The 22,709-nt window shown below is 69.0% G+C and carries 19 protein-coding genes; 10 read left to right on the top strand and 9 right to left on the bottom strand.

The features are described 5' to 3' along the window. Positions 1-16: 16 nt before the first annotated feature. From mobA to moaA, 3 genes are read right to left on the bottom strand one after another with little or no spacing between them, the layout of a single operon-like run. Positions 17-610 carry a molybdenum cofactor guanylyltransferase gene (mobA, locus tag AS188_RS03215; RefSeq protein WP_058857629.1) on the bottom strand — a complete coding sequence of 198 codons (594 nt, stop codon included), beginning with the start codon at positions 608-610 and terminating at the stop codon, positions 17-19. Then, positions 607-942 (bottom strand): MoaD/ThiS family protein, encoded by a 336-nt coding sequence (locus AS188_RS03210; RefSeq protein ID WP_083529215.1) that lies wholly within the window; start codon positions 940-942, stop codon positions 607-609. The genes mobA and AS188_RS03210 overlap by 4 nt, the downstream gene beginning before the upstream one ends. Before the next feature lie 39 nt (positions 943-981). Further along, on the bottom strand, positions 982-2,079 hold the full coding sequence (moaA, locus tag AS188_RS03205) for a GTP 3',8-cyclase MoaA (protein WP_058857628.1): 1,098 nt from the start codon (positions 2,077-2,079) through the stop codon (positions 982-984). Positions 2,080-2,501: 422 nt separating this feature from the next. Here moaA and AS188_RS03200 point away from each other — a divergent pair, with 422 nt between their 5' ends. The 6 genes from AS188_RS03200 (at position 2,502) to AS188_RS03175 (ending at position 12,020) form a co-directional block, all read left to right on the top strand. Then, entirely contained in the window at positions 2,502-6,227 is a 3,726-nt protein-coding gene (locus AS188_RS03200; RefSeq protein WP_058857627.1) for a nitrate reductase subunit alpha, read from the top strand. Beyond that, complete coding sequence (gene narH, locus AS188_RS03195; RefSeq protein ID WP_058857626.1) at positions 6,227-7,897, top strand: nitrate reductase subunit beta; 1,671 nt, start codon at positions 6,227-6,229, stop codon at positions 7,895-7,897. Before AS188_RS03200 ends, narH begins: the two co-directional genes overlap by 1 nt. After that, positions 7,897-8,595, top strand: coding sequence for a nitrate reductase molybdenum cofactor assembly chaperone (narJ, locus tag AS188_RS03190; RefSeq protein ID WP_058857625.1), 699 nt, complete (start codon positions 7,897-7,899; stop codon positions 8,593-8,595). Before narH ends, narJ begins: the two co-directional genes overlap by 1 nt. Further along, the gene (narI, locus tag AS188_RS03185) at positions 8,592-9,425 is read left to right on the top strand and encodes a respiratory nitrate reductase subunit gamma (protein WP_058857624.1); all 834 of its coding nucleotides are present in this window, start codon (positions 8,592-8,594) and stop codon (positions 9,423-9,425) included. The genes narJ and narI overlap by 4 nt, the downstream gene beginning before the upstream one ends. A gap of 35 nt (positions 9,426-9,460) precedes the next feature. Continuing rightward, positions 9,461-10,705 (top strand): MFS transporter, encoded by a 1,245-nt coding sequence (locus tag AS188_RS03180; RefSeq protein WP_058857623.1) that lies wholly within the window; start codon positions 9,461-9,463, stop codon positions 10,703-10,705. 217 nt (positions 10,706-10,922) lie between these two features. Beyond that, positions 10,923-12,020 carry a cytochrome P450 gene (locus tag AS188_RS03175; protein ID WP_058857622.1) on the top strand — a complete coding sequence of 366 codons (1,098 nt, stop codon included), beginning with the start codon at positions 10,923-10,925 and terminating at the stop codon, positions 12,018-12,020. Positions 12,021-12,138: 118 nt separating this feature from the next. Here AS188_RS03175 and AS188_RS03170 read toward each other — a convergent pair whose 3' ends face one another. From AS188_RS03170 to AS188_RS03145, 6 genes are all read right to left on the bottom strand, one after another. Then, entirely contained in the window at positions 12,139-12,333 is a 195-nt protein-coding gene (locus AS188_RS03170; RefSeq protein ID WP_058857621.1) for a hypothetical protein, read from the bottom strand. A gap of 151 nt (positions 12,334-12,484) precedes the next feature. Further along, entirely contained in the window at positions 12,485-13,402 is a 918-nt protein-coding gene (locus AS188_RS03165; RefSeq protein WP_058857620.1) for an NADP-dependent oxidoreductase, read from the bottom strand. 44 nt (positions 13,403-13,446) lie between these two features. Further along, positions 13,447-13,875, bottom strand: a complete 429-nt coding sequence (locus tag AS188_RS03160; RefSeq protein WP_058857619.1) for a cupin domain-containing protein — start codon at positions 13,873-13,875, stop codon at positions 13,447-13,449. A gap of 114 nt (positions 13,876-13,989) precedes the next feature. Further along, the gene (locus AS188_RS03155; RefSeq protein WP_058857618.1) at positions 13,990-15,918 is read right to left on the bottom strand and encodes a heavy metal translocating P-type ATPase; all 1,929 of its coding nucleotides are present in this window, start codon (positions 15,916-15,918) and stop codon (positions 13,990-13,992) included. A gap of 213 nt (positions 15,919-16,131) precedes the next feature. After that, entirely contained in the window at positions 16,132-16,371 is a 240-nt protein-coding gene (locus tag AS188_RS03150) for a heavy-metal-associated domain-containing protein (RefSeq protein ID WP_035964356.1), read from the bottom strand. Positions 16,372-16,486: 115 nt separating this feature from the next. Further along, positions 16,487-17,170 carry a Crp/Fnr family transcriptional regulator gene (locus AS188_RS03145; protein ID WP_236945038.1) on the bottom strand — a complete coding sequence of 228 codons (684 nt, stop codon included), beginning with the start codon at positions 17,168-17,170 and terminating at the stop codon, positions 16,487-16,489. Positions 17,171-17,674: 504 nt separating this feature from the next. Between AS188_RS03145 and AS188_RS03140 the strand changes: the two genes are divergently transcribed. The 4 genes from AS188_RS03140 (at position 17,675) to AS188_RS03125 (ending at position 22,694) form a co-directional block, all read left to right on the top strand. Then, positions 17,675-18,331, top strand: coding sequence for a Crp/Fnr family transcriptional regulator (locus AS188_RS03140; protein ID WP_058857617.1), 657 nt, complete (start codon positions 17,675-17,677; stop codon positions 18,329-18,331). Between the two features lie 447 nt (positions 18,332-18,778). Then, positions 18,779-21,196 (top strand): nitric-oxide reductase large subunit, encoded by a 2,418-nt coding sequence (locus AS188_RS03135; RefSeq protein WP_058857616.1) that lies wholly within the window; start codon positions 18,779-18,781, stop codon positions 21,194-21,196. Beyond that, entirely contained in the window at positions 21,196-21,858 is a 663-nt protein-coding gene (locus AS188_RS03130; RefSeq protein ID WP_058857615.1) for a hypothetical protein, read from the top strand. The genes AS188_RS03135 and AS188_RS03130 overlap by 1 nt, the downstream gene beginning before the upstream one ends. Beyond that, a complete protein-coding gene (locus AS188_RS03125; protein WP_058857614.1) occupies positions 21,855-22,694 on the top strand; it encodes a slipin family protein in 840 nt (279 codons plus the stop codon). Before AS188_RS03130 ends, AS188_RS03125 begins: the two co-directional genes overlap by 4 nt. Positions 22,695-22,709: the final 15 nt, after the last annotated feature.

Raw genomic sequence — 22,709 nt, 5'->3', positions numbered from 1 at the left:
CCTCGGGGGTGTTCTGTCAGCTGAGGCGGAAGGTGTGCACGTCGTCCCACGTGTCCACGTCCGCGGTGGCGTCCTCGCCCACGGTGACCTCCTGCAGGAGAAGGTCATGGGTGAAGGAGCGTACCGAGCGGTTGGTGGGGTCCTGGTCCGCGTAGGCCGCGCGCAGCGCCTCGGTGCGGTACAGGGCTACCAGGGGCTGACGTCGGCCCTCGGGGGTAACGCCGATGTGTCCGTCCGCTTCCGGCGCGGCCCGGGCGGCCGCCAGCAACAGGGGCACTGCCCGGGCCACTTCGGGCATGTCGCAGGCCAGGGTCATGGTCCAGTCCGCCTCCGACAGCGCCTCGAGCGCGGCCAGCCCGGCCGCGATGCCCGCAGCCGGTCCGGAGAACGGAGGGTCCTCCCGGGTCCGCAGCACGCCGGCGGGGATGGCCAGGTCCGCGGGTCCAACCACAACGACCCCGGCGGCCCCCTGCACCGCGTCCACCGTGAGCTCCACGAGGGTGCGCCCGTCTCGCCGTAGGCCCGCCTTGGGTGTGCCGCCCAGCCGGGAGGATCGGCCCCCGGCCAGGACCACAACATGGAAGACCGGAGCGCCGGTTGGGGTGCTCATCCGCCGGAGAAGGGCGGCAGGACGTCGAGGACCGCCGCATCCGGAATCTCGGTCGCAGGTTCTGGGCAGGCCACGCCGTTGAGCAGGAAACTGGAGCGGGCCAGCACCTGCGCCAGCGGCGGCTGCCCAGTGAGCGGCTGGGAATGCAGTTGCCCCAGCGATGCCTCCACGTCAGCGCGAGTAGGGGGTGGACCGTCCACGGCAGGTAGCTGCAGGGTCTCGGCCTCAGTTCCGGCGGCCGCCCGCGCGGCCGCGAAGTACCGCACCCGCACGGTGGTGCTCGTGGCACGGGTGCGGCTACCAGCGATGTGCTCGGCGGTGTTCTGACTCATCGTTCCTTCTTCGATTGCTGTCTTCGAGCGGCCACGGGCTCAGCCCCCGATCGCGCTCATCGAGCGCTCCGGCTGGACGTAGTCAGGGCTGTCCAGGCCGGTGTGCTCCATCCCGTGGGCGGCGGGCTTGGCCCACATCGCCGCCCGCCACCGGTGAGCCAGCTGCGCATCGGTGGCCCCGGCGCGCAGCATGTCCAGCAGGTCCACTTCTTCGTGGGAGAACAGGCAGGAGCGGACCCGGCCCTCGGCGGTGATCCTGGTGCGGGTGCAGTCGGCGCAGAACGGCTCCGTGACGGAGGCGATGATCCCCACGGTGCCCAGCGGCTCGCTTTCGTCCTCGGCCGGTACCGAGCGTACGTCCCACAGTTCGGCCGGGGCGCCGTCACGGGCCCCCGGGTGCGGGACGAGCCGGAACCGGGTGGCCAGCCGGTCGCGGATCTGCGCGGCGGTGACCATGTCTGCCCGGGTCCAGCCGTGGTCGGCGTCCAGGGGCATCTGCTCGATGAAGCGCAGCGCGAAGCCGTGCTCGAGCGCCCAGGCCAGCAGGTCGGGGGCTTCGTGGTCGTTGATCCCGCGCATGAGCACCGCGTTGATCTTCACCGGGGTCAGTCCGGCCGCCGCGGCGGCCTCGGCCCCGGCCAGCACGTCGGCGAGCCGGTCGCGGCGGGCGAGCCGGCGGAAGGTCTCGGCGTCCAGGCTGTCCAGGGAGATGTTGATCCGGGTCAGCCCGGCCCGCGCCAGGGCGGGCGCGCGGGCGGCGAGGCCGATGCCGTTGGTGGTCAGCGAGATCGGCAGGTCCCGGTGCGCCGCGCGCACCCCGGCGACGACGTCCTCGAGGTCGCGGCGGACCAGGGGCTCCCCGCCGGTCAGGCGCAGCTCGGTCACGCCGAGCTGCCGCACCCCGACGCCGACGATCCGGGTGATCTCGCCGGGGGTCATCAGCTGGGCGGCGGGCAGCCAGGGCAGGCCGTCGGCGGGCATGCAATAGGTGCAGCGCAGATTGCACTTGTCGATCACCGACAGCCGCAGATCGGTGGCGCGGCGGCCGTGGCGGTCCACCAGTCCCGCCCGGGGCGGGGCGGGACTGGGCGCCGGTCCCGCACTGCGGATCTGCGGAAGTCCCAGGGAAACGCTCATGTCACCGCCTCAGGCACCTCAACCGGCGCAATAGCACAGGCTTCACTTACTTTATTCAGCCACACTATGGGCTCACTCCGCTGACCCACAAAAGTTACCGGCCCTCGCCCGAGGCCTACTCGAGACCGGCTGTCCCTGACAATGGGGACGCAATTACAACAGGTCTGAATGACGAAATGCCGAGAAACTTATTAGGACCACTTTCGAAGCTTTCCGCACGCGGGGCAGACCACCTCGGATTGCTGCCAGTCCGGGCTAGAACGGGGCCAGCGGGCCCACTTTGTGAAACAAAGTTCTCCCTCTGAAACATATGACGCGTCAGCATTTCCCGCGGAATCCAGCGAAGGCAGAACGACGCGCGGCGCGATGACCAGTAGCGCGTAAGAATGGCATTCTTGCCGACGAATTACTAGGTTTTTTTCATGACGACCGACTCCGTTCCGCCGCGCATCGATGGTCCTGCTTCCGACGCTCTGCTCAAGCTCGGGAAGTTCTTCACCCGCTGGGAGGAGAGCCCGGACCGGCGCGCGGTGTTCCGTGAGGGAGGCCGGGCCGGCGACGCCTTCTACCGCAACCGGTGGAGTCATGACAAGGTGGTCCGCTCCACGCACGGGGTGAACTGCACGGGGTCGTGCTCGTGGAAGGTCTACGTCAAGGACGGGATCATCACCTGGGAGGCCCAGGAGACCGACTACCCCTCGGTGGGCCCGGACCGCCCGGAGTACGAACCCCGCGGCTGCCCGCGCGGGGCGGCCTTCTCCTGGTACACCTACTCCCCCACTCGGGTGCGCTACCCGTACGTGCGCGGGGTGCTGCTGGAGATGTACCGGGCCGCCAAGGCCGAGGTCGGCGGGGATCCGGTGCTCGCCTGGCAGGCGGTGGTGGGGGATCCGGAGAAGCGCCGGGCGTTCCAGCAGGCCCGCGGCAAGGGCGGGCTGGTGCGCTCGAGTTGGCAGGAGGCGCTCGAGATGACGGCCGCCGCCCACGTGCACACGATCAAGACCTACGGCCCCGACCGGTGCACCGGGTTCTCTCCGATCCCGGCGATGTCGATGGTCTCCCACGCGGCCGGGGCCCGGTTCATCAACCTCATCGGCGGGGTGATGAACAGCTTCTACGACTGGTACGCCGATCTGCCGGTGGCCAGCCCGCAGGTTTTCGGGGACCAGACGGATGTGCCCGAGTCGGGTGACTGGTGGGATGCGACCTATCTGATGATGTGGGGCTCCAACATCCCGGTCACCCGCACCCCGGACGCCCACTGGATGGTCGAGGCCCGCTATCGCGGCACCAAGGTGGTCTCGGTCAGCCCGGACTACGCGGACAACACGAAGTTCGCCGACGAGTGGCTGCCGGCCCAGGCCGGCACCGACGCCGCCCTGGCCATGGCCATGGGACATGTGATCCTCAAGGAGAACTTCGTGGACCGGCGGGTCCCGTTCTTCGAGGACTACGTGGTGCAGTACACCGACCTGCCCATGCTGGTCACCCTCGAGCAGCGTGGCGACGGCGCCGTGGTGCCGGGCAAGTTCCTGCACGCCGCCGATCTCGGCGGGGATGAGGCGCAGGTCTCCGACGCGGCGTTCAAGACGGTGCTGATCGACCGTGACGCCGGCGCCCCGGTGGTGCCCAACGGGTCGATGGGCTTCCGCTACAACGAGGCCGACGAGGGGAAGTGGAACCTGGATCTGCAGGGGGTGCGCCCGGCGCTGTCGATCACGGACGCGGCCTCCTACACCGGGACCAGCAGTGCAGTGGAGCTGCCCGCGTTCACCGACGCCACCGGCGAGGGCTCCGTGATCCACCGTGGGGTGCCTGTCATGGAGGTGGCGGGGCGGACGGTGACCACGGTCTTCGACCTGATGCTCGCCCAGTACGGGGTGGGCCGGGACGGGCTGCCCGGGCGGTGGGCGTCCGGGTACGACGACGTCACCACCCCCTATACCCCGGCCTGGCAGGAGGAGATCACCTCGGTCCCGGCCCAGGCCGTGGCCCGCATCGCCCGGGAGTTCGCCGCCAACGCGGAGAAGTCGCAGGGCCGGTCGATGATCATCCTCGGTGCCGGCATCTGCCAGTGGTACCACGGGGACGTCACCTACCGGGCGATCCTCGCGATGCTGATGCTGTGCGGGTGCCAGGGCCGCAACGGCGGGGGGTGGGCGCACTACGTGGGCCAGGAGAAGGCCCGGCCGATCACCGGGTGGGCGGCGATGGCCGCGGCCACCGACTGGACCCGGCCCCCGCGGTTCATGATCGGCACCGCGTTCTGGTACATGCACACCGACCAGTTCCGCTCCGACGGCTACTCCTCGGACTCGCTGCAGTCCCCGCTGGCCCAGGGTCACTTGAAGGGCATGCACACCGCCGACGTGGTCGCCAAGTCCACCCGCATGGGGTGGATGCCGTTTTATCCACAGTTCGACCAGAACTCCCTCGATGTCGCCGACGCCGCCGCCGAGGCGGTGGCCCGCGGGGAAGCAGACGATGAAGCATCCTGGGTGGCGGACCGGCTCAAGGCCGAGGACATGCGTTTTGCCGTCGAGGACGTCGACGCCCCACAGAACTGGCCGCGCACCCTGGTGCTGTGGCGCTCGAACCTGCTGGGCTCCTCGGCCAAGGGTGAGGAGTACTTCCTCAAGCACCTGCTGGGCACCCACCACAACGTCATGGGCGAGGACCACTCCCGGTCCCGGCCCAAGGACGTGACCTGGCACGAGCAGGCGCCCGAGGGCAAGCTCGATCTGCTGGTCTCGGCCGACTTCCGGATGACCAGCTCGACGCTGCTGTCCGACGTCGTGTTCCCCGCCGCCACCTGGTACGAGAAGCACGATTTGAACACCACGGACATGCACCCCTACATCCACGCGTTCACCCCGGCGATCAACCCGCCGTGGGAGGCGAAGACCGACTACGACCTGTTCCGGCTGCTGGCCGAGGAGTTCTCCCGGCAGGCGCGGACCCACCTGGGGGTCCGCAAGGATCTGGTGGCCACCGCGCTCACCCACGACACCCCGGGGGAGATCGCCCAGCCGGGCGGGCACGCCCCGGATTGGAAGGGCACCGACATCTCCGCCGTGCCCGGCAAGAACCTGCCCGATTTGAAAATCGTGGAGCGGGACTACACCGCGGTCGGGGAGAAGTTCGCCGCGGTGGGGCCCCTGGCCGAGCAGCTCGGCTTCACCACCAAGCACATCACCTACGACGTCTCCCACCAGGTGGACCAGCTCGCCCGCCTGCACGGGGTCTTCGACCGCGGGGCCGCCGCCGGCCGCCCCGCGGTGGACACCGACGCCCGCATGGCCGAGGCCATCCTGCTGTTCTCCGGCACGACCAACGGGGAGCTCGCCGTGCAGGGCTTCGAGACCCTCGAGAAGCGCACCGGCGTGGCGCTCGCCGACCTGGCCCGCGGCTCCGAGGAGAAGCGGATCACCTTCGCCGACACCCAGGCCGCCCCGGTGCCGGTGATCACCTCCCCGGAGTGGTCCGGCTCCGAGACCGGCGGGCGCCGCTACGCGCCGTTCACCATCAACATCGAACGGCTCAAGCCCTTCCACACCCTCACGGGGCGGATGCACTTCTTCCTCGACCACGACTGGATCCAGGACATGGGAGAGGCGCTGCCGATCTACCGACCGCCCCTGGACATGCACCGGCTCTTCGGGGAGCCCAAGCTCGGGGAGCGCGGTGACCTCTCGATCGCGGTGCGCTACCTGACCCCGCACAACAAGTGGTCGATCCACTCCGAGTACCAGGACAACCTGTTCATGCTCTCCCTGGCCCGCGGCGGCACGACCGTGTGGATGAGCCCCCAGGACGCGGGGCTCATCGAGGTCTCCGACAACGACTGGGTCGAGTGCGTGAACACCAACGGCGTCTACATCGGCCGGGCGATCGTCTCCCACCGCATGCCGGCCGGCGTCGTCTACGTCCACCACGCCCAGGAGCGGGTGGTCGACGTCCCCAAGTCCGAGGCCACCGGCCGCCGCGGCGGAATCCACAACTCCGTGACCCGCATCCTCGTCAAACCCACCCACATGGTCGGCGGCTACGCGCAGCTGTCCTGGGCCTTCAACTACCTCGGGCCCACCGGCAACCAGCGCGACATCGTCTCCGTGGTCCGCAAGCGCTCCCAGGAGGTCCAGTACTGATGCGAGTCATGGCCCAGGTCGCCATGGTGATGGCGCTCGACAAGTGCATCGGGTGCCACACCTGTTCGGTGACGTGCAAACAGGCGTGGACCAACCGCGCCGGCACCGAGTACGTGTGGTTCAACAACGTGGAGACCCGTCCCGGGCAGGGCTATCCCCGCCGGTACGAGGACCAGGAGAAGTGGAAGGGCGGCTGGGAGCTCAACCGCCGCGGCAACCTCAAGCTGAAGTCCGGTGGGCGGTGGGCGAAGCTGGCAGGATTGTTCGCCAGTCCCGTCCAGCCCGAGCTCAACGACTACTACGAGCCGTGGACCTACGACTACGAGAACCTCATCAACGCCCCCGCGGGCGAGGACTTCCCCGTGGCCCGGCCCAAGTCCCTGATCACCGGCGACGACATGAAGATCACCTGGTCGGCCAACTGGGACGACAACCTCGGCGGCGCCCCCGAGATGGGTCACCTCGACCCGGTGGTCGAGAAGGTCCGGCGGGAGTCCGAGGAGCGGATCCGGTTCGAGTTCGAGCAGACCTTCGCGTTCTACCTCCCGCGCATCTGCGAGCACTGCCTCAACCCCTCCTGCATGGCCTCCTGCCCCTCCGGGGCGATCTACAAGCGGGCCGAGGACGGGATCGTGCTCGTGGACCAGGACCGGTGCCGCGGCTGGCGCCAGTGCGTCACCGGCTGCCCGTACAAGAAGATGTACTACAACCACAAGTCCGGCAAGGCCGAGAAGTGCACCTTCTGCTACCCCCGCATCGAGGTGGGCATCCCCACCGTGTGCGCGGAGACGTGCGTGGGCCGGCTGCGCTACATCGGGATCCTGCTCTACGACGCCGACCGCGTCACCGAGGCCGCCGCGACCCCGGACGAGCGCGACCTCTACGAGGCGCAGCTGGACCTGATGCTCGACCCGCACGACCCGGAGGTGATCGCCGCGGCCCGGGCCGAGGGCATCCCCGAGGACTGGCTCGACGCCGCCCGCCGCTCCCCGGTCCACACCCTGGCCAAGGAGCTGCGGGTCGCCCTGCCCCTGCACCCCGAGTACCGCACGATGCCCATGGTCTGGTACGTCCCGCCGCTGTCCCCGGTCGTGGACCTGCTCAAGGACCAGGGCCACGACGGCGAGGACGCGGGCAACCTCTTCGGCGCCATCGAGTCCCTGCGCATCCCGGTGGAGTACCTCGCCGAGCTGTTCACCGCGGGGGACACGCAGGTCGTCACGGACGTGCTGCGCAAGCTCGCCGCGATGCGCTCCTACATGCGCGACATCGCCCTCGGCGACGAGCCCGACGAGGCGATCGCCACCGCCGTGGGCATGACCGGGGCCGGGATCCGGAAGATGTACCGGCTGATGGCGATCGCCAAGTACGACGAGCGCTACGTCATCCCCTCCGCCCACCTCGAGGAGGCCCACAACCTCGAGGAGATCGGCTGCTCCCTCGACGTCGACGGCGGGCCCGGGATGGGCCAGACCGGTGTGTTCGGGGAGGCCTCCGGCCGGCCCATGCCCGTGGCCGCCGAGAACTTCGCCGCCCTCCAGGCCCGTCAGCGCGGCGAGGACCCCACGGGCAACGAGGCCCTCGCCGGGCGGGTGAACCTGCTCAACTGGGACGGCCGCGGCGCCCCGCAAGGGTTGTTCCCGCCCCGTGACGGAAACGGGGCCAGCTGATGGGACTGCTGGAGAAGCTGCTCGGCAAGGCCGGCCCTGGCACGGTCGATCCCGGTGCGTACACCGACGACCGTCCCCGGCGCAGTGCGGTGGCCCGGCAGGCGGCCGCCGTCCTGCTGGGCTACCCGGATCACGAGCTCCTGCAGATGTTGCCGACCCTGCACGCAGCGCTCCAGGAAGTCGGAGCACCGGTCACGGAGGTCGAGGAGCTGTTCGCCTGGTTCACCGCCCGGCCCCTGGAGCAGGTGCAGGCCGACTACGTCCAGGAGTTCGACCTCTCCCGACGGCACAGCCTGCACCTGACCTACTGGACCGACGGGGACACCCGCCGCCGCGGGGAAGCCCTGGCGGCGTTCAAGCAGGTCTACCGCTCCCACGGAGCCGAACTCGACGAGTCCGAGCTCCCGGACTACCTGCCGCTCGTGCTGGAATTCACCGCCAAGGTCTCCCCCGAGGACGGCTACGAACTGCTGCAGCGCTACCGCCCGTCCCTGGAGCTGCTACGGCTGTCGCTGCGCGACGACCACCTGCCCCACCGCGGCGCCGTCGCCCTCGTCTGCTCCACCCTGCCCGGAGTCTCTCCCGAGGACCGCGACGCCGTGATGCGCATGGCCGGATACGGCCCACCCACCGAGTCCGTGGGCCTTGACCCCTACGACCCCCGGCTGCTGCCCGTCACCGAAAGGAACAGCCCATGAACCCCATGGCCCCGGCCCTCCAGAACGTCGACGTGGGCGTGAGCAGCATCCTGCTGTGGGGCGTGCTCCCGTACGTGGTGCTGGCCATCGTCATCGGCGGCACCATCTGGCGGTACAAGTACGACCAGTTCGGCTGGACCACCCGTTCCTCCCAGCTCTACGAGTCCCGCATCCTGCGCATCGCCTCCCCGCTGTTCCACTTCGGGATCCTCGCGGTGCTGGCCGGACACATCATGGGCCTGTTCATCCCATCGTCCTGGACCGAGGCCGTGGGCATGACCGAGGGTATGTACCACTTCCTGGCCCTGAGCATTGGCACGATCGCCGGGGTCGGCACCCTGCTGGGCATCGTGCTGCTCGTGTGGCGCCGCCGCACCACCGGACCCGTGTTCATGGCCACCACCAAGAACGACAAGTTCATGTACGTCATGCTCCTGGCGGCCCTGCTCACCGGGCTGGCCACCACCGTCATCTCGGTACTCGACCACGGAGTCCCGGACTACCGGCAAACCGTATCTCCGTGGTTCCGCTCCATCTGGATCTTCCAGCCCGATGTGGCAGCCATGGCCGCGGCCGGGCCGTCCTTCAAGCTCCACGCGCTGTGGGCGATGGCCCTGTTCGCGATCTGGCCCTTCACCCGCCTGGTCCACGCCTTCACCGCCCCGGTGCACTACCTCTTCCGCCCCTACATCGTCTACCGCTCCCGCGACCGTGGCTCCTCGTCCCATCTCGCACCCGTGCGCCGGGGCTGGGAACCCGTGGGCACCCAGGACCGCGTCCGCGGTACCACGAAGGCACCCACGGGCCGCAGCCGCGCCGGCCGCCACTAACGTCGCACCCCGACCACCGACCGTACGAGGACGCCATGTCATCCACCTCCCCCACGAGCACTTCCGGCACCATCACCCCGGACCTCAAGGCCGGGCAGCTGCGCAACCTCATCCTCGCCACCCTCGCCTCCACGATCGGGTTCTGGGCCTGGACGATCGTGGGGCCGCTGTCGAAGCGCTATGCCCAGCAGATGGAACTCGACGCGACCCAGACCGCCGTGCTGGTGGCCATGCCGATCCTCGTCGGCGCCGTCTGTCGGGTACCCGTCGGCGCGCTCACCGACCGCTACGGCGGGCGGGTGATGTTCACCGTCATCCTGGGCCTCACCGCCCCGCTGGTGCTGCTCACCGGAATAGTGGGACAGCTGAACAACTTCGGGCTGCTCGTGGCCGTGGCGTTCTTCCTCGGCATCGCCGGCACTGTCTTCGCCATCGGCATCCCCTTCTGCTCAGCCTGGTACGAGTCCCACCGCAAAGGCTTCGCCACCGGTGTCTTCGGCGCCGGCATGGTCGGCACCGCCGTCTCAGCGTTCTTCACCCCCCGCCTGGTGGCCGGCATCGGCTACCTGGGCGCCCACATCACCATTGCCGTGCTCGTCGCCCTTACGGCGGTGGCCTGCTGGCTGCTGCTGCGCGACTCCCCGGTGCACGCCGCGAAGACACCCGAGCCGGTGCTGCCGAAGATCACCCACGCCTTCACCCTCCCGGTGACCTGGCAGCTGTGCTTCCTCTACGGGGTGGTCTTCGGCGCGTTCGTCGCCTTCTCCAACTACCTGCCGACCTACCTCGACAACGTCTACGGATTCGACGCCACCGCCGCCGGCACCCGCACCGCAGGCTTCGCCCTGGCCGCCGTCATCGCACGCCCGATCGGCGGGATCCTCGCCGACAAGATCGGCCCTAGGACCGTCACCCTGGCCTCCTTCGCCGGCACCGCCATGCTCGCCATGGTCGTGGCCTTCCAACCCGGTCAGGAACGCGTCTACGGCCCCACCTTCCTACTCATGGCCCTCTTCCTCGGCCTGGGCACCGGTGGAGTCTTCGGCTGGGTCGGCCGAGCCGCCCCGGCCAAGGACGTCGGCACCATCGGCGGCATCATCGCCGCCGCCGGCGGCCTGGGCGGATACTTCCCACCCTTGGTCATGGGCGCCACCTACAACCCCGAGAACAACAGCTACTTCGTGGGCCTGGCCCTGCTGGCCGGCTTCGCGATCCTGTCCTTGCTGCTCGCCCTCACCGTACGCAACGGCGGAAAGATCGACGAACGAACCCACCCCTGAACACCACCACCAACTGCCCCCACCGCCGGCGCGGAGGTCCCCGCGCACCGCGCTGACGGCCACCCACGACAGGACACACATGACAGGCCATCCCCTAACCGATGACGCCATCCCCCACGCACCCCCGCTGGCCGGACCTGCCACGGCACCGGGACCGGCCACGGATCCCGTCCGGTCCGATTGGAACCCGCGGGGCCCGCAGGTCCGTCGCAACCCCGTGGCCGCCTACGACGAGCTGCGCTCACGCTGTCCCGTGGCCCGCGATGCCAGTGGTGCTTGGACGTTGTTCACCCACGCTGACGTCACCGCCGCCGCGCTGGGCCACGAGAGCTTCTCCAACGCGGTCTCCCGTCACCTCCAGGTGCCCAACGGTCTTGACGGTCCTACCCACACGGCCTTCCGCGCCCTCGTGGAGCGGTTCTTCACCCCTGAGCGGATGAGCGCCCTGGAGCCGGTGGTGCAGCGGGTCGCCACCGACCTGGTGGGCCAGCTCGAGGTCCCCGGCCCGATCGACGCCGTGGCGGTCGGCTCCCGCTTCGCGGTGCGGGCACAGACGGCCTGGCTGGGGTGGCCTGCAGGCCTGGAGGAGGATCTGATGCAGTGGATGCAGGACAACCATGCCGCCACCCGCTCCCGGGACCGTTCCCGCACCACTGAGGTCGCCCAGCGCTTCGACGCCATCATCCGATCCTTGACCGACGTCCGCCGCGAGGCCGGCGACGGTGCGCCCGATGACGTGACCACTGAGCTTATGCGTGCCCAGGTTGACGGGCGGGAGCTCAGCGACGATGAGATCGTCTCGATCCTGCGCAACTGGACCGGCGGTGACTTGGGGTCGATGGCGTTGTGCACCGGCGTGGTACTAACCTATCTGGCCGATCAACCCGAGTTGCAGGCCCGGCTGCGCTCGGGGGTGTCCGACCGGGAGTTCGACGCGATCCTCGACGAGATCCTGCGGATCGATGACCCGTTCGTCGCCAACCGCCGCATCACGACGGAACCCGTCACAGTCGGTGGTCGAGAGCTGGCCGCCGGCGACCGGGTGCTCCTGAACTGGACCGCCGCCAACCGCGATCCGCGGATCTTCGCTGACCCGGACGCGTTCGACCCGGTCGGCAACGCCCCGTACAACCTGGTGTACGGGATCGGCAAGCACGTGTGCCCCGGCAGGCCGCTGGCGACCCTCGAGCTGCGAGTACTGACCCGCGCCGCCCTGGCGGCGACGGCCGTGATCGAGCCCGATCCGGACCGGCCCCGGGAACGCGAGTTGCCGCCCGTGGGTGGGTTCGCCACCGCTCCGCTGCGCCTGCGGTGACACCCACCGCTCCGGCGGGAACACCGACCCCGTGTCGGGGTGGAGGAATCAGCCTCTCCCCGGCCGGGGCCGAGCACGCGTCGCTTGTCGGGACGCCCGAGCAGTCAACCCCTGGGGTTTAGTAGTTCTGGGGCGGGTCGGAGGCGGGGAAGGAATCGAGTCCCCACTGTTCGATCTTCGCTTCGTTCCGGTCGTACTGGGCGGCGGCTGTTTCCGCGTTCTTGATCAGCTGCTGGAGCTGAACGGTTTCGACGCTGGTGCGCGTCGCCGTGGCGATGCGGGGGCTCGTGGTCGGACTGGTCTTCTGGCACATGGGATGTTCCTTCTGTGGGCTGGATCCGCTCTCTCGCGCCCCGCCTCAAGATGAGTCGACAGGTGCCGGTGTGACGGCCCCCGTCAATGGGCTGGGGCCGCCACACCGGCGCCCTTGTTCTCACCGCGCGAGGCTCCGGGCGTGCCCATGATCAGCACACGGGGGTGGGTTCGATGACGATCTTGCCGGTGGCGTGACCGGCCTCGACCTCGGCGATCGCCCGTCCTGCTTCTGCCAGGGGATAGCAGGCGGTGACGTGGGGATCGACGAGTCCGTATTCGATGACCTCGGTGATCTTTTCCATCGCCTCCTCGGTGCGTTCCAGTGCCGCCCCGCCCAGTTCTGTGGCGGTCGTGGCGTCGGCCGCCGAGATGATCCTGGCCCGATCGGTAACCAGGCCGGCGACCTCGCCCAGGGCCTCACCCCCGACGAGGTCGACGATAAGGTCCACCCCCTCGGGGGCGACCTCGCGGACGCGGTCAGCCACTCCTTCCCCGGAGGGGACGAAGGTCGCCCCGGTGCATTCGACGATCTTGTGCTTGGACTGGCTGGCGACGCCGATGACGGTGAACTGGTGGACGCGCCCAATCTGGGCGGCCATCAGTCCCACCCCGCCGCCAGCGCCGAGAATCAGCAATCTCTGGCCGGGTTCGAGTTCGAACTGGTGGGTGGCGTCATAGGCGGTGGCCGCAGCCACCGGGATGGTGGCGGCGTCGGCGAAGGAGATCTCCTCGGGCTTGGCGACCGCCTCGGCCGCCCGCACGAGGGTGTGCTCGGCGAACCCGCCGTGACCCGGAGCGACGGGGCCGAGGACCTCGTCGCCGACCGCGAAACCCTCCACGCCTTCCCCTAGATCGGTCACGACGCCGGAGACCTCCCGGCCCATCGGGGCCGGCAACTCCCGGTCCCGCCCCAGTACCCCGGAGCGGATCTTCCAGTCGACAGGATTCACCCCGGCGGCCCGAACCTCCACGGCCAGCTCGCCCGGGCCAGGCTGCGGGGCGGGCCGATCGAGGAGCTGTTGGGTCTCAGGACCGCCGAAATCGGTGAACACGTAGACCATGGACATGGTCTTCCTCGTTTCTTCTCTAGAGGGTGTGGATGAGTGCGGGCTCAACCGGTTGGGGATTCGTCCCGGCCGGCGGCCTCGGCCGCGTCCGCCTCCTCCTTGGTGGCGTAGGCGGCCTCGGCGGCGTGCTCGGGCGGGCTGTAGACGGTGTAGAGCACCAGGGGCTCATCCCCGGTGTTGCGGAAGTTGTGCCGGACCCCGGCCGGGACCGCGCACTGGTCACCGGCCTCGATCGGATGCGTGTGCCCGTTCAGGTCGGCTTCCCCGGTGCCGGCGACGAAGGTGAGGATCTGATCGGTGTGCTCGTGAACCTCCTCACCGATCTCACCACCGGCAGGGATGGTCATGACAACGATCTGAGCGTGTTGGCCGGTCCACAGCACCCGGCGGAAGTCGGGGTTGCTGCCAGCGATGTCGGCGATGGTGAAGTGCTCAATGTTGCCCTCGATGGTGAAGTGCTCTTGCGCGCTCATGATGCTCCTCCTGCAGTGATGGTGGTCTCTCCGCCCGGGGCCGGGCAGGACTGGTGGTGCGTTCCTCCCCGTGGCGGGCGGTCCTGGTGTGGGGCCGCCCGCCACGGTGGTGTCCTAGGACCGGGATGTCACCCGGTCTGTGGCCGGGGCGGCCGGTGTGGTGCCCGTCGCGGGGGTGGTGTCCTGGGCACGGCGCAGCAGCCGCATGGCGTTGGCGATCACGATCAGCACGGAGGCCTCGTGGACGAGCATCCCGATCGACATCGTGACCCCGCCGGCGAAGACCCCGGCCAGCAGCAGCACCACGGTGATCAGGGCGACGGTGATGTTCTGATGCATCACGGTCACGGTGCGCTTGGCCAGCCCGATCGCTTCGGGCAGCTTCAGCAGGTTGTCGCCCATCAGCGCGATGTCGGCGGTCTCCACGGCCACGGCCGAGCCGGCCGCGCCCATGGCCGCGCCGATGTCCGCGGTGGCCAGGGCGGGGGCGTCATTGACGCCGTCACCGACCATGGCCACCACGTGGCCCTCCCGCTGCAGCGCCGCCACCGCCTCGAGCTTGTCCTCGGGCAGCAGCCCGGCACGCACCTCGTCGACGCCGGTGACGTGGCCGATGGCCTGGGCCACCAGCGGGGCGTCACCGGTGAGCATGACGACCTTCTCCACCCCGGCCTCGTGGAGCCGGGACACCATCTCGGCCGCGTCGGAGCGGACCTGGTCGGCCACGGCGATGACACCGATCACGGCATTGTCGACGGCCACGATCATGGGTGTCCGCCCAGCCGCGGCGAGCTTCTGGGCCGCAGCTGCAGCCTTCGGGTCGGTGATGCCGTACTGCTCCAGCAACGCGGCGTTGCCAATCAGCACCCGCACCCCGTCAGTGGTCGACACAATGCCCTTGCCCGGGACTGGGTCGACCGCCTCGGGGACCACGGAGGCGCCCACGCCCTCGGCCGCAGCGGCGTCGAGGATCGGGCGGGCCAGGGGGTGCTCGGAGCCGACCTCCGCGGCCGCGGCCCAGCCCAGCACGCCCGCGCGGTCCAGCGCCGGGTCCAGCACGACCACGTCGGTCAGCTGCGGGCGGCCCTCGGTGAGCGTGCCGGTCTTGTCGACGGCGACGGCGGTGATCTTCGCGGAGGTCTCCAGGAACTCCCCGCCCTTGATCAGGATGCCGTTGCGGGCCGCGCGGCCGATGCCAGCCACGATGGCGACCGGGATGGAGATCACCAGGGCTCCGGGGCAACCGATGACCAGCAGGGTCAGGGCGAGCACCACGTCCCCGGTGATCAACCCGGCCACCAGGGCCAGGACCATGATCGCCGGGGTGTACCAGGTGGAGAACCGGTCGATGAACGCCTGGGTGGCCGCCTTGGCGTCCTGGGCCTCCTCCACCCGGTGGATGATCCGGGCCAAGGTGGTATCGGCGCCAATGCCGGTGGCCAGCACCTGCAGGAACCCGCCGCGGGAGACGGTCCCGGCGAAGACCTGGTCGCTCTTGGCCTTCTCCACCGGGATGGACTCCCCGGTGATGGAGGCCTCGTCCACGGCACCGGTGCCGGCCACGACCTGGCCGTCGACGGGGACCTTGGCCCCGTTCTTGACCAGCACGATCTCACCCATCACCACATCCGCGGCCGGAACCTCCACCTGTTCCCCGTCACGCAGGACCACGGCGGTGTCCGGGGCGACCGCGACGAGCTCGGCCAGCGCCGAGCGGGTCTTGTTCAGGGTGGCGGATTCGAGGGCGTGGCCGACAGCGAAGAGAAAGGTCACCGCGGCGGCCTCCCAGTAGTTGCCGATGATGACCGCCCCGATGGCGGCGACCGCCACCAGCAGGTCGATCCCGACCATGCGGGCGACCATCGCCCGGACGGCCTTGACCACGATCTGATTGCCGGCGACGACGGCGGCGGCGAGCATGAGCCCATCCGCCCACAGGACCGAGCCGACGACCTCGGAGGCGACGAACGAGGCGAGGATCAGCACCCCCGCAACCGCGGGGATCGCCCACCGGCCGTAAATCCACCTCTGCACCCTGTTCATGATGTCCGTCCTTCCTGGTAACCGTTCTCGTCCCTGATGGGGGCTTGTTCACGACGCTACGCACAGCCCACGGACCCGAACATGTCGGGGATCAATCAACCGCACGATCGCAGGAAGGGCCAATGAGCGCCGGCTCGGCGGGCAACGAAGAGCGCCGCTGCCGTGACCTCCTGGGGAGGTCCCGGCAGCGGCGCGGGCTGTGGGTGCGGCGGGTCAGAAGGCGGCGGGGCGGGCGGTGTAGCCGGCCTTGGCAACAGCGGCGACGATGTCCTCCACACTCACGTGGGCAGGGTCGTGGTCGACCTCGATGCGGGCCGAAGCGAAGTGGACCTTCACCGCGTCGACGCCCTTCAGACGCCCGACGCGCTTCTCGATCTTGGCCACGCAGGAGGGGCAGGAGAAGCCCTCGGCGCGCAGGACCGTGTGAGTGGTGGTGGCTGTGGTGGTGGTCATGGTGGTGGTTCCTCTCCCTGTTGTGGAGTACTCACCTCATCGGGTGTGTCTCCAACCTACGAAGGGCCGGGTCCTCGGACCATGACGGGCGTCAATCAACCGCGAAGCTCGGGGGTCAGGCCTCCGCTCCGGCGATCTCCGCCAGCCAGCGCGGGTCACGCACGGCAGTCCAGCGGCGGCCGGCGTCGATGACACCGTCCTTGCGCCACCGGCTCATCACCCGGGAGACGGACTCCGGAGTCGACCCGGTCATCCCCGCCAGATCCGCCCGCGACAGCGGCAGCTCGATCAAGGTCCCGCCCTCGCGGGCGGGCTCCCCGAACTTCTCCGCCAGGCGCAGCAGGACCGCCGCCAGTCGCTCGGCCACGGTGCCCGTGGACTGCCGGGTGACGTCGGCGCGGGCCTGGGCGAGCAGCGCTGTGGTGTCCTCGAGCACCCGCAGCCCCACCTCTGGGTGCTCGCCGAGGATCTGGCGGAACGCATCGTCGCCGATCCGCAGGGCGCACACGGTGGTCAAAGCCTCGACAGTCTCGGCGTAGGCTTCCTGGCCGAGGGTGCGCAGCCCGCCGAACAGGTCTCCCGGCCCCAGTAGCTCCACCACGACCTCTTGCCCATTCGGGGCGGTCCGGTAAGCCTTGGCCCGTCCCGCGGCCACGAGGTAGAGGTGCTCAGCCGGTGCGCCCTCGACGTGGAGCGCGTCCCCCTCAGCCCAGGACAGGGAGGTCATCCTCCGGTCGATGTCGGCCAGCTGCTCCTCGACCAGCCCGGCGAACATCGGTGTCCGGGACAGCACCCGCATCCGCACCGGGACCGGACACGCGTGGGGCTGCGCGCAGGTCGACCGCAACGGGATCCTTCGCCGAGCAGACACCGGGGTAGCATCCGGGGCCATCCGCGCCGGCGGCCCCTGCAGGTCCTCGGCATGGGAGGGGGTGCTCATGCTGTTCCCTTCTGGCCAGGTGGGGGCGACGGCACCAGGGACGGGTCGCTCACCTGGTCACCGAATCGCGTCGTTCGGATTCCACCGTACGCCCACAGCATTCGGCGCCAGACCGGCTTCACGGCTTCCCGGACCCCGGCCCGCATCAACAACATGGCTTCTTCCCTAGACTTTGTCCGAAGGCCTATGCCCAGCATGGTCGTATAGGACGGTGCCACGGGCGTGATGTCGCCGGGCTGGGTAGTGAGCGCGCGCCAGGGGGGTGGTTGGGTAGTGCGAGAGCGACGGCGGTTTCCGCTGACCGAGCGGTCCAGGGCTCCCCACGTGTGTCCGCGTCCGGTGCGTCTGGAAGTTCTGCGACGCATGCCTCTGTTCGACGGGTTGACGATGGCCGAGATCTTTGACCTGGAGGCGCAGGTGCAGGCGCGTGGCTACCGCGCCGGGGAGTTCATCTACCGATATGGCGAGAACGCCACCAGCCTGTTCGTCGTGGCTTCGGGTACGGCGAAGTTGATCCGTCCTTCGGTCCACGGCCAGGAAGTCATGCTCAACATTCTGGGGCCCGGCGAGGGGTGCGGGACACTGGGCATCTTGGGGCAGGCTGTGTACCCGGACAGCGCCGTGGCCTTGACTGATGCGTGTGCCCTGGAAATACCAGCCAGGGCTTTTCAGGAGGCCATGGGGCGCCAGCCACGGCTGGTTCTGGCCGTTCTCGATGAGGTACTTCACCGTTTGGACCAGGCCCAGGAGACCATTCGCCGGTTGTCGGCGGACAACGTCGAGCAACGTGTTGCTGCCGCGCTTTTGGTCTTGGCCGACAAGCTCGGTGATGCGCAGGGTGAGAAGATCGCCTTAGAGGTGCCCTTGACACGTACCGATCTGGCGGCTCTGACGGGAATGACCCCCGAGACGGTGAGCAGGGTGATGAGCCGTCTCCGTGATGATGGCATTGTCGACACCGGGCGTCGCTGGACAACTATTCTCGATCGTTCACGCCTGTCAGCAGTGGCCGAGGGATAGGTGTCCCGCGCATTTCACCGCATGATGATCCGCAGGACTTCGATCAGGGTGATCGTACGTACTTCATGTGTCGTCGCCACGGTCAGCGGGACAACAGCGTCCCCTCCTGCTTCCACCCAGTGAAGAGCGCCAGGAGCGGAGCCACCGCCTTCGATTCTCCCTTTTCGCGTCCCAGGACTCAGCCCGGGATTGCAGATGGTCAAGCTGTCCTCCAGTGCCAGTGCCATCGTGACGTGCGAGGAAGTGAGTCTTCCCAAAGTGCTACGGCGGCCATTGACCTCAAGGGCCTCAATCTACGTGCACCACATCCCGGGGAACATGATCTCAATCATGTTCCCCTTCACCTGGGCTGATGTAGCGTGCCGCCTAATCGCCTGCCCTGAGCGGCAGCACAAAGTTTGCAGGTGAAACGGTGAACCCGTAGTCCGAGTAGAGGAGACAACCCTCATGGCTGAGATGACGTCTTCGAGCCTGCGTGGTCCGGCCGACTCGCCAGTGGCCAAGGGATGGGTTCAGGGTGTGGCCCTGGTCATGGTCTTCGGCTTCTTCATCATGGGTTTCCTGGCTTTCCGGACCTACACGGATTCGATGCCTCAACCCGAACGTGTCGTGGACGAGACGGGCCAGGTCGTCTTCACCGGCGAGGACATCACCGAGGGCCAACAGATCTTCCTGCGCCGCGGCCTGCAGGAGTACGGGTCGATCGTCGGCCACGGTGGCTACCTCGGCCCGGACTACACCGCCGACTACCTGCGCCGGTCGGCGACCTACATCCTGGAGGAGCTCGAGGCCTCGGGGGTGCAGGACCCGCAGGGCACGCTGACCGAGATGCTGCGGAGCAACCGCTACGACGAGGCCACCGGCACCCTGCAGCTCACCGACCTGCAGGTGGCGGCCTTCGAGGAGCTCCAGACCCATTACGGGGACTTCTTCGGCGCACCCGACACCCGCCACGGACTGGTCCCGAACGCGATCACCGATCCGGCCGACATCCATGACCTGACCGCCTTTTTCGCCTGGACCGGGTGGGCGGCCGCGGCTGAGCGGCCCGGGCACGACTACTCCTACACCAACAACTGGCCGCCCGAGCCGCTGGTGGCCAACGGGCCCACCGCGGACATCCTCGTGTGGAGCGGGCTGTCCCTGACCGCGCTGCTGGTGGGCATCGGCGCGCTGTTCGCCGTCTACGGGCGGTGGAGCCAGCGACTGGGCTGGCACGCCAACGAGGCCCCGGCCCTGGCATTCAAACAACCCGGCGAGGTCGAGGTCACCCCCGCACAGCGGGCCACGGTGTGGTTCTTCTTCATCGTCGCTCTGATGTTCCTCGCTCAGGCGCTGCTGGGCGGAGCGATCCAGCACTACCGGTCGGATTTGACCAGCTTCTTCGGTTTCGACCTCGCCCAGCTGCTGCCCTTCAACCTGGCCCGCACCTGGCACGTGCAGCTGTCCCTGTTGTGGACCGCCGCCTCCTTCCTGGCCGCCGGGATCTTCCTGGCCCCCTACATCTCCGGGCGGGAACCGAAGCGCCAGCACTGGCTGGCCTACGGGTTGCTCGGCGCTCTGGCCGTCGTGGTGGCCGGCACGATCCTCGGCTCGGCACTGAGTGTCTTCGGCGTCGAGTGGGCCGAGGGCTCACCGTTGTGGGACCAGCAGTGGGAATACCTGGATCTGCCCAAAGTCTGGCAGGGCCTGCTCGTGGTGGGGCTGTTCCTGTGGATCGCCATCCTCTACCGCGGCATCCGCGCCCGGCTCAAGACCGAGCACCGCACCAACATGCCGTGGCTGTTCTTCTTCGCCGGGCTGGCGATCCCGGCCTTCTACGCCGTCGGGATGCTCGCCGGCACCGAGACGCATCTGACCGTGGCCGACTATTGGCGGTTCTGGGTCGTGCACCTGTGGGTCGAGGACTTCCTCGAGCTGTTCACCACTGTCATGGTCGCCTACATCTTCGTGATGCTCGGGGTCGTGCGGCGTCCGATTGCCATCGCCATCATCTTCCTCGATGTCATCCTGTACTCGGTGGGTGGGGTGCTGGGCACCATGCACCACCTGTACTTCTCCGGCACCCCGGTGGAGCACATGGCTCTGGGCGCGTTCTTCTCCGCACTGGAGGTCATCCCGCTCACCTTCCTCACCGTCGAGGCCTGGACCTTCCTGCAACTGGGCTCCCGTCAGGAATCCCGGTCCTCGGCACCCTTTCCACACCGGTGGGCCGTGATGTTCCTCGTGGCCGTGGGATTCTGGAACTTCCTCGGCGCCGGCGTCTTCGGCTTCCTGATCAACCTGCCGGTGGTCTCCTACTACCAGATCGGCACGGCCCTGACCGCCAACCACGCCCACGGGGCGATGATGGGCGTCTACGGCATGATGGCCGTGGGCCTGGCCCTGTTCGCCCTGCGCTACCTGATCCCGCCCGAGCGGTGGCCGGACCGGCTGGCGAAGATCTCGTTCTGGTCCCTCAACCTGGGTTTGGCGTGGATGGTCTTCGCCACCCTCCTACCCCTGGGCGTGGTGCAGCTGTGGCACTCCGTCAACGACGGCTACTACGAAGCCCGCACCCTGCAATACCTCACCAATCCCGGCAACGCCGCCCTGGAGTGGATCCGACTGCCCGGGGACCTCGTCTTCATCGTTGGCGGGGTGCTGCCGTTCCTGTGGATCACCTGGTTGGGCCTGCGGCACGGGATCCGGCCCACCACCCAGATCGTCCCCGTCGAGGCGCTGTTCGTGGAGGAACAGCCCGTGAACGCCACACCCGGCATCGGACCAGCCGACGGCCCGCTGCCCCCGTCCCGGTACCGATCCGACCGGATCCGGGATGGCCAGCCCCCGGAGGATCCGGGGCGAACCGGAGGAGCCCCGTGATGGGTCATGTCGAAGTGACCGTATGGCTCGCCGTCGGGTACGCACTCTTCCTGCTGGCCGCAGCCTTCGGCGTCGACCAGATGGCCCGCCGGGCCGCCGCCCGGGCCGCAGCATGGCACCACGGAGGATTCACCTACCACGCCGACCACGACGCCTGGCAGTGCCCCCAGGACCATTGGCTGTGGCCCCAGTCCTTCGACCCGGACAACCGGGTCATGCGCTACCGGGCCTCCCCCACCGTGTGCAACGCCTGCCCGGTGAAGTCCACCTGCACCACCTCCCCGCACGGCCGACAGATCGGGCGCAACGTGGACCCATGGCCGGCCTCAGAGGCCGAGCGCTTCCACCGCGGCATCGCCTGTGCGGTGGCGGTCCTCGCAGTCGCCTGGCCGCTGGCCATGATGCTGGAGCACCGCACCCCGACTGAGCTGGTCGTCCTCGGCGGAGCCGTGGTCCTGGTGGCGCTGAGCAGCTGGCCGCTGTGGTCCCATCTGCGCCGGTCTCCGGCCGGTTTCCCCGTGGGCGTGAAGGTCGAGACGCTGGATGACACCGTCGCCGGTCGCACCGCCGCACCGCCGATCCGGTACCGCAGCGACCGGTCGACGGCCGACCGGCCCGGCGAGCAGACGCCGACCGGACGGAGCAGGGGGAGGAACCGATGAGCGCGTGGCTGGTGGCAGGCGTCATCGTCGCCCTGCTGGTGCTGGGCGTGCTGGTGGCCTCGGCGCGTGTGCTCAAGGAGTACGAACGCGGCGTCGCGTTCCGGCTGGGGCGCCTGCGGCCGGCGCTCACCCCGGGGCTGTGCCTCCTGCTCCCCGGCCTGGACAAGCTCGTCCGGGTGGACCTGCGCGTGGTCACCCTCACGATTCCCCCGCAGGAGGTGATCACCAAGGACAACGTGCCCGCCCGGGTCAATGCCGTCGTCCTGTTCCAGGTCACCGATCCGGTGCGCTCAGTCATGGCCGTGGAGAACCACGCCGTGGCCACCTCCCAGATCGCCCAGACCACCCTCCGATCCGTGGTGGGCAGAGCCGACCTGGACACCCTGCTGGCCCACCGGGCGGACCTCAACGAGGACCTCGCCCGGACCATCGACGCTCAAACCACACCGTGGGGTGTACAAGTCAACGTGGTGGAGATCAAGGACGTCGAGATCCCCGAGGCCATGCAACGGGCCATGGCCCGCGAGGCAGAGGCCGAACGCGAACGCCGCGCCAAGGTGATCAACGCCCACGGCGAGCTGCAGGCCTCCGAAGAGCTACGCCAAGCCGCTGAGACCCTCAGCCGCAATCCCGCGTCCCTGCAGCTGCGCTACCTGCAGACCCTCCTGGAGCTGGGCGCCGATCAGAACTCCACCGTGGTCTTTCCCCTGCCCATTGACATCGTCGGCCCGTTCATCGACAAACTGCCCCACCTCGTCGACCACTTCCACGCGAACAGCAACGGCACCTCACGACCTCCCGCTGAAAGCACGCCCCAGCCGGATCGGTCCGGATAGTGGATAGGAGCGACC

The sequence above is a fragment of the Kocuria flava genome (genome assembly GCF_001482365.1).
In the GTDB taxonomy this organism is placed as follows: domain Bacteria; phylum Actinomycetota; class Actinomycetes; order Actinomycetales; family Micrococcaceae; genus Kocuria; species Kocuria flava.
The sequence above is the reverse complement of the archived record's forward strand: the minus strand, read 5'-3'. Positions and strand labels throughout refer to the sequence as shown.

What these genes read in the sequence shown, in the direction of transcription:
- AS188_RS03165 (WP_058857620.1), bottom strand. Translation starts at nt 13,402, where the DNA reads ATGTCCATGGTCTACGTGTTCACCGATTTCGGCGGTCCTGAGACCCAA.
- AS188_RS03125 (WP_058857614.1), top strand. Translation starts at nt 21,855, where the DNA reads ATGAGCGCGTGGCTGGTGGCAGGCGTCATCGTCGCCCTGCTGGTGCTG.
- narJ (WP_058857625.1), top strand. Translation starts at nt 7,897, where the DNA reads ATGGGACTGCTGGAGAAGCTGCTCGGCAAGGCCGGCCCTGGCACGGTC.
- AS188_RS03145 (WP_236945038.1), bottom strand. Translation starts at nt 17,170, where the DNA reads ATGCGGGTGCTGTCCCGGACACCGATGTTCGCCGGGCTGGTCGAGGAG.
- narI (WP_058857624.1), top strand. Translation starts at nt 8,592, where the DNA reads ATGAACCCCATGGCCCCGGCCCTCCAGAACGTCGACGTGGGCGTGAGC.
- AS188_RS03160 (WP_058857619.1), bottom strand. Translation starts at nt 13,875, where the DNA reads ATGAGCGCGCAAGAGCACTTCACCATCGAGGGCAACATTGAGCACTTC.
- AS188_RS03200 (WP_058857627.1), top strand. Translation starts at nt 2,502, where the DNA reads ATGACGACCGACTCCGTTCCGCCGCGCATCGATGGTCCTGCTTCCGAC.
- AS188_RS03210 (WP_083529215.1), bottom strand. Translation starts at nt 942, where the DNA reads ATGAGTCAGAACACCGCCGAGCACATCGCTGGTAGCCGCACCCGTGCC.
- AS188_RS03170 (WP_058857621.1), bottom strand. Translation starts at nt 12,333, where the DNA reads ATGTGCCAGAAGACCAGTCCGACCACGAGCCCCCGCATCGCCACGGCG.
- mobA (WP_058857629.1), bottom strand. Translation starts at nt 610, where the DNA reads ATGAGCACCCCAACCGGCGCTCCGGTCTTCCATGTTGTGGTCCTGGCC.
- moaA (WP_058857628.1), bottom strand. Translation starts at nt 2,079, where the DNA reads ATGAGCGTTTCCCTGGGACTTCCGCAGATCCGCAGTGCGGGACCGGCG.
- narH (WP_058857626.1), top strand. Translation starts at nt 6,227, where the DNA reads ATGCGAGTCATGGCCCAGGTCGCCATGGTGATGGCGCTCGACAAGTGC.
- AS188_RS03135 (WP_058857616.1), top strand. Translation starts at nt 18,779, where the DNA reads ATGGCTGAGATGACGTCTTCGAGCCTGCGTGGTCCGGCCGACTCGCCA.
- AS188_RS03130 (WP_058857615.1), top strand. Translation starts at nt 21,196, where the DNA reads ATGGGTCATGTCGAAGTGACCGTATGGCTCGCCGTCGGGTACGCACTC.
- AS188_RS03140 (WP_058857617.1), top strand. Translation starts at nt 17,675, where the DNA reads ATGCCTCTGTTCGACGGGTTGACGATGGCCGAGATCTTTGACCTGGAG.
- AS188_RS03180 (WP_058857623.1), top strand. Translation starts at nt 9,461, where the DNA reads ATGTCATCCACCTCCCCCACGAGCACTTCCGGCACCATCACCCCGGAC.
- AS188_RS03155 (WP_058857618.1), bottom strand. Translation starts at nt 15,918, where the DNA reads ATGAACAGGGTGCAGAGGTGGATTTACGGCCGGTGGGCGATCCCCGCG.
- AS188_RS03150 (WP_035964356.1), bottom strand. Translation starts at nt 16,371, where the DNA reads ATGACCACCACCACAGCCACCACCACTCACACGGTCCTGCGCGCCGAG.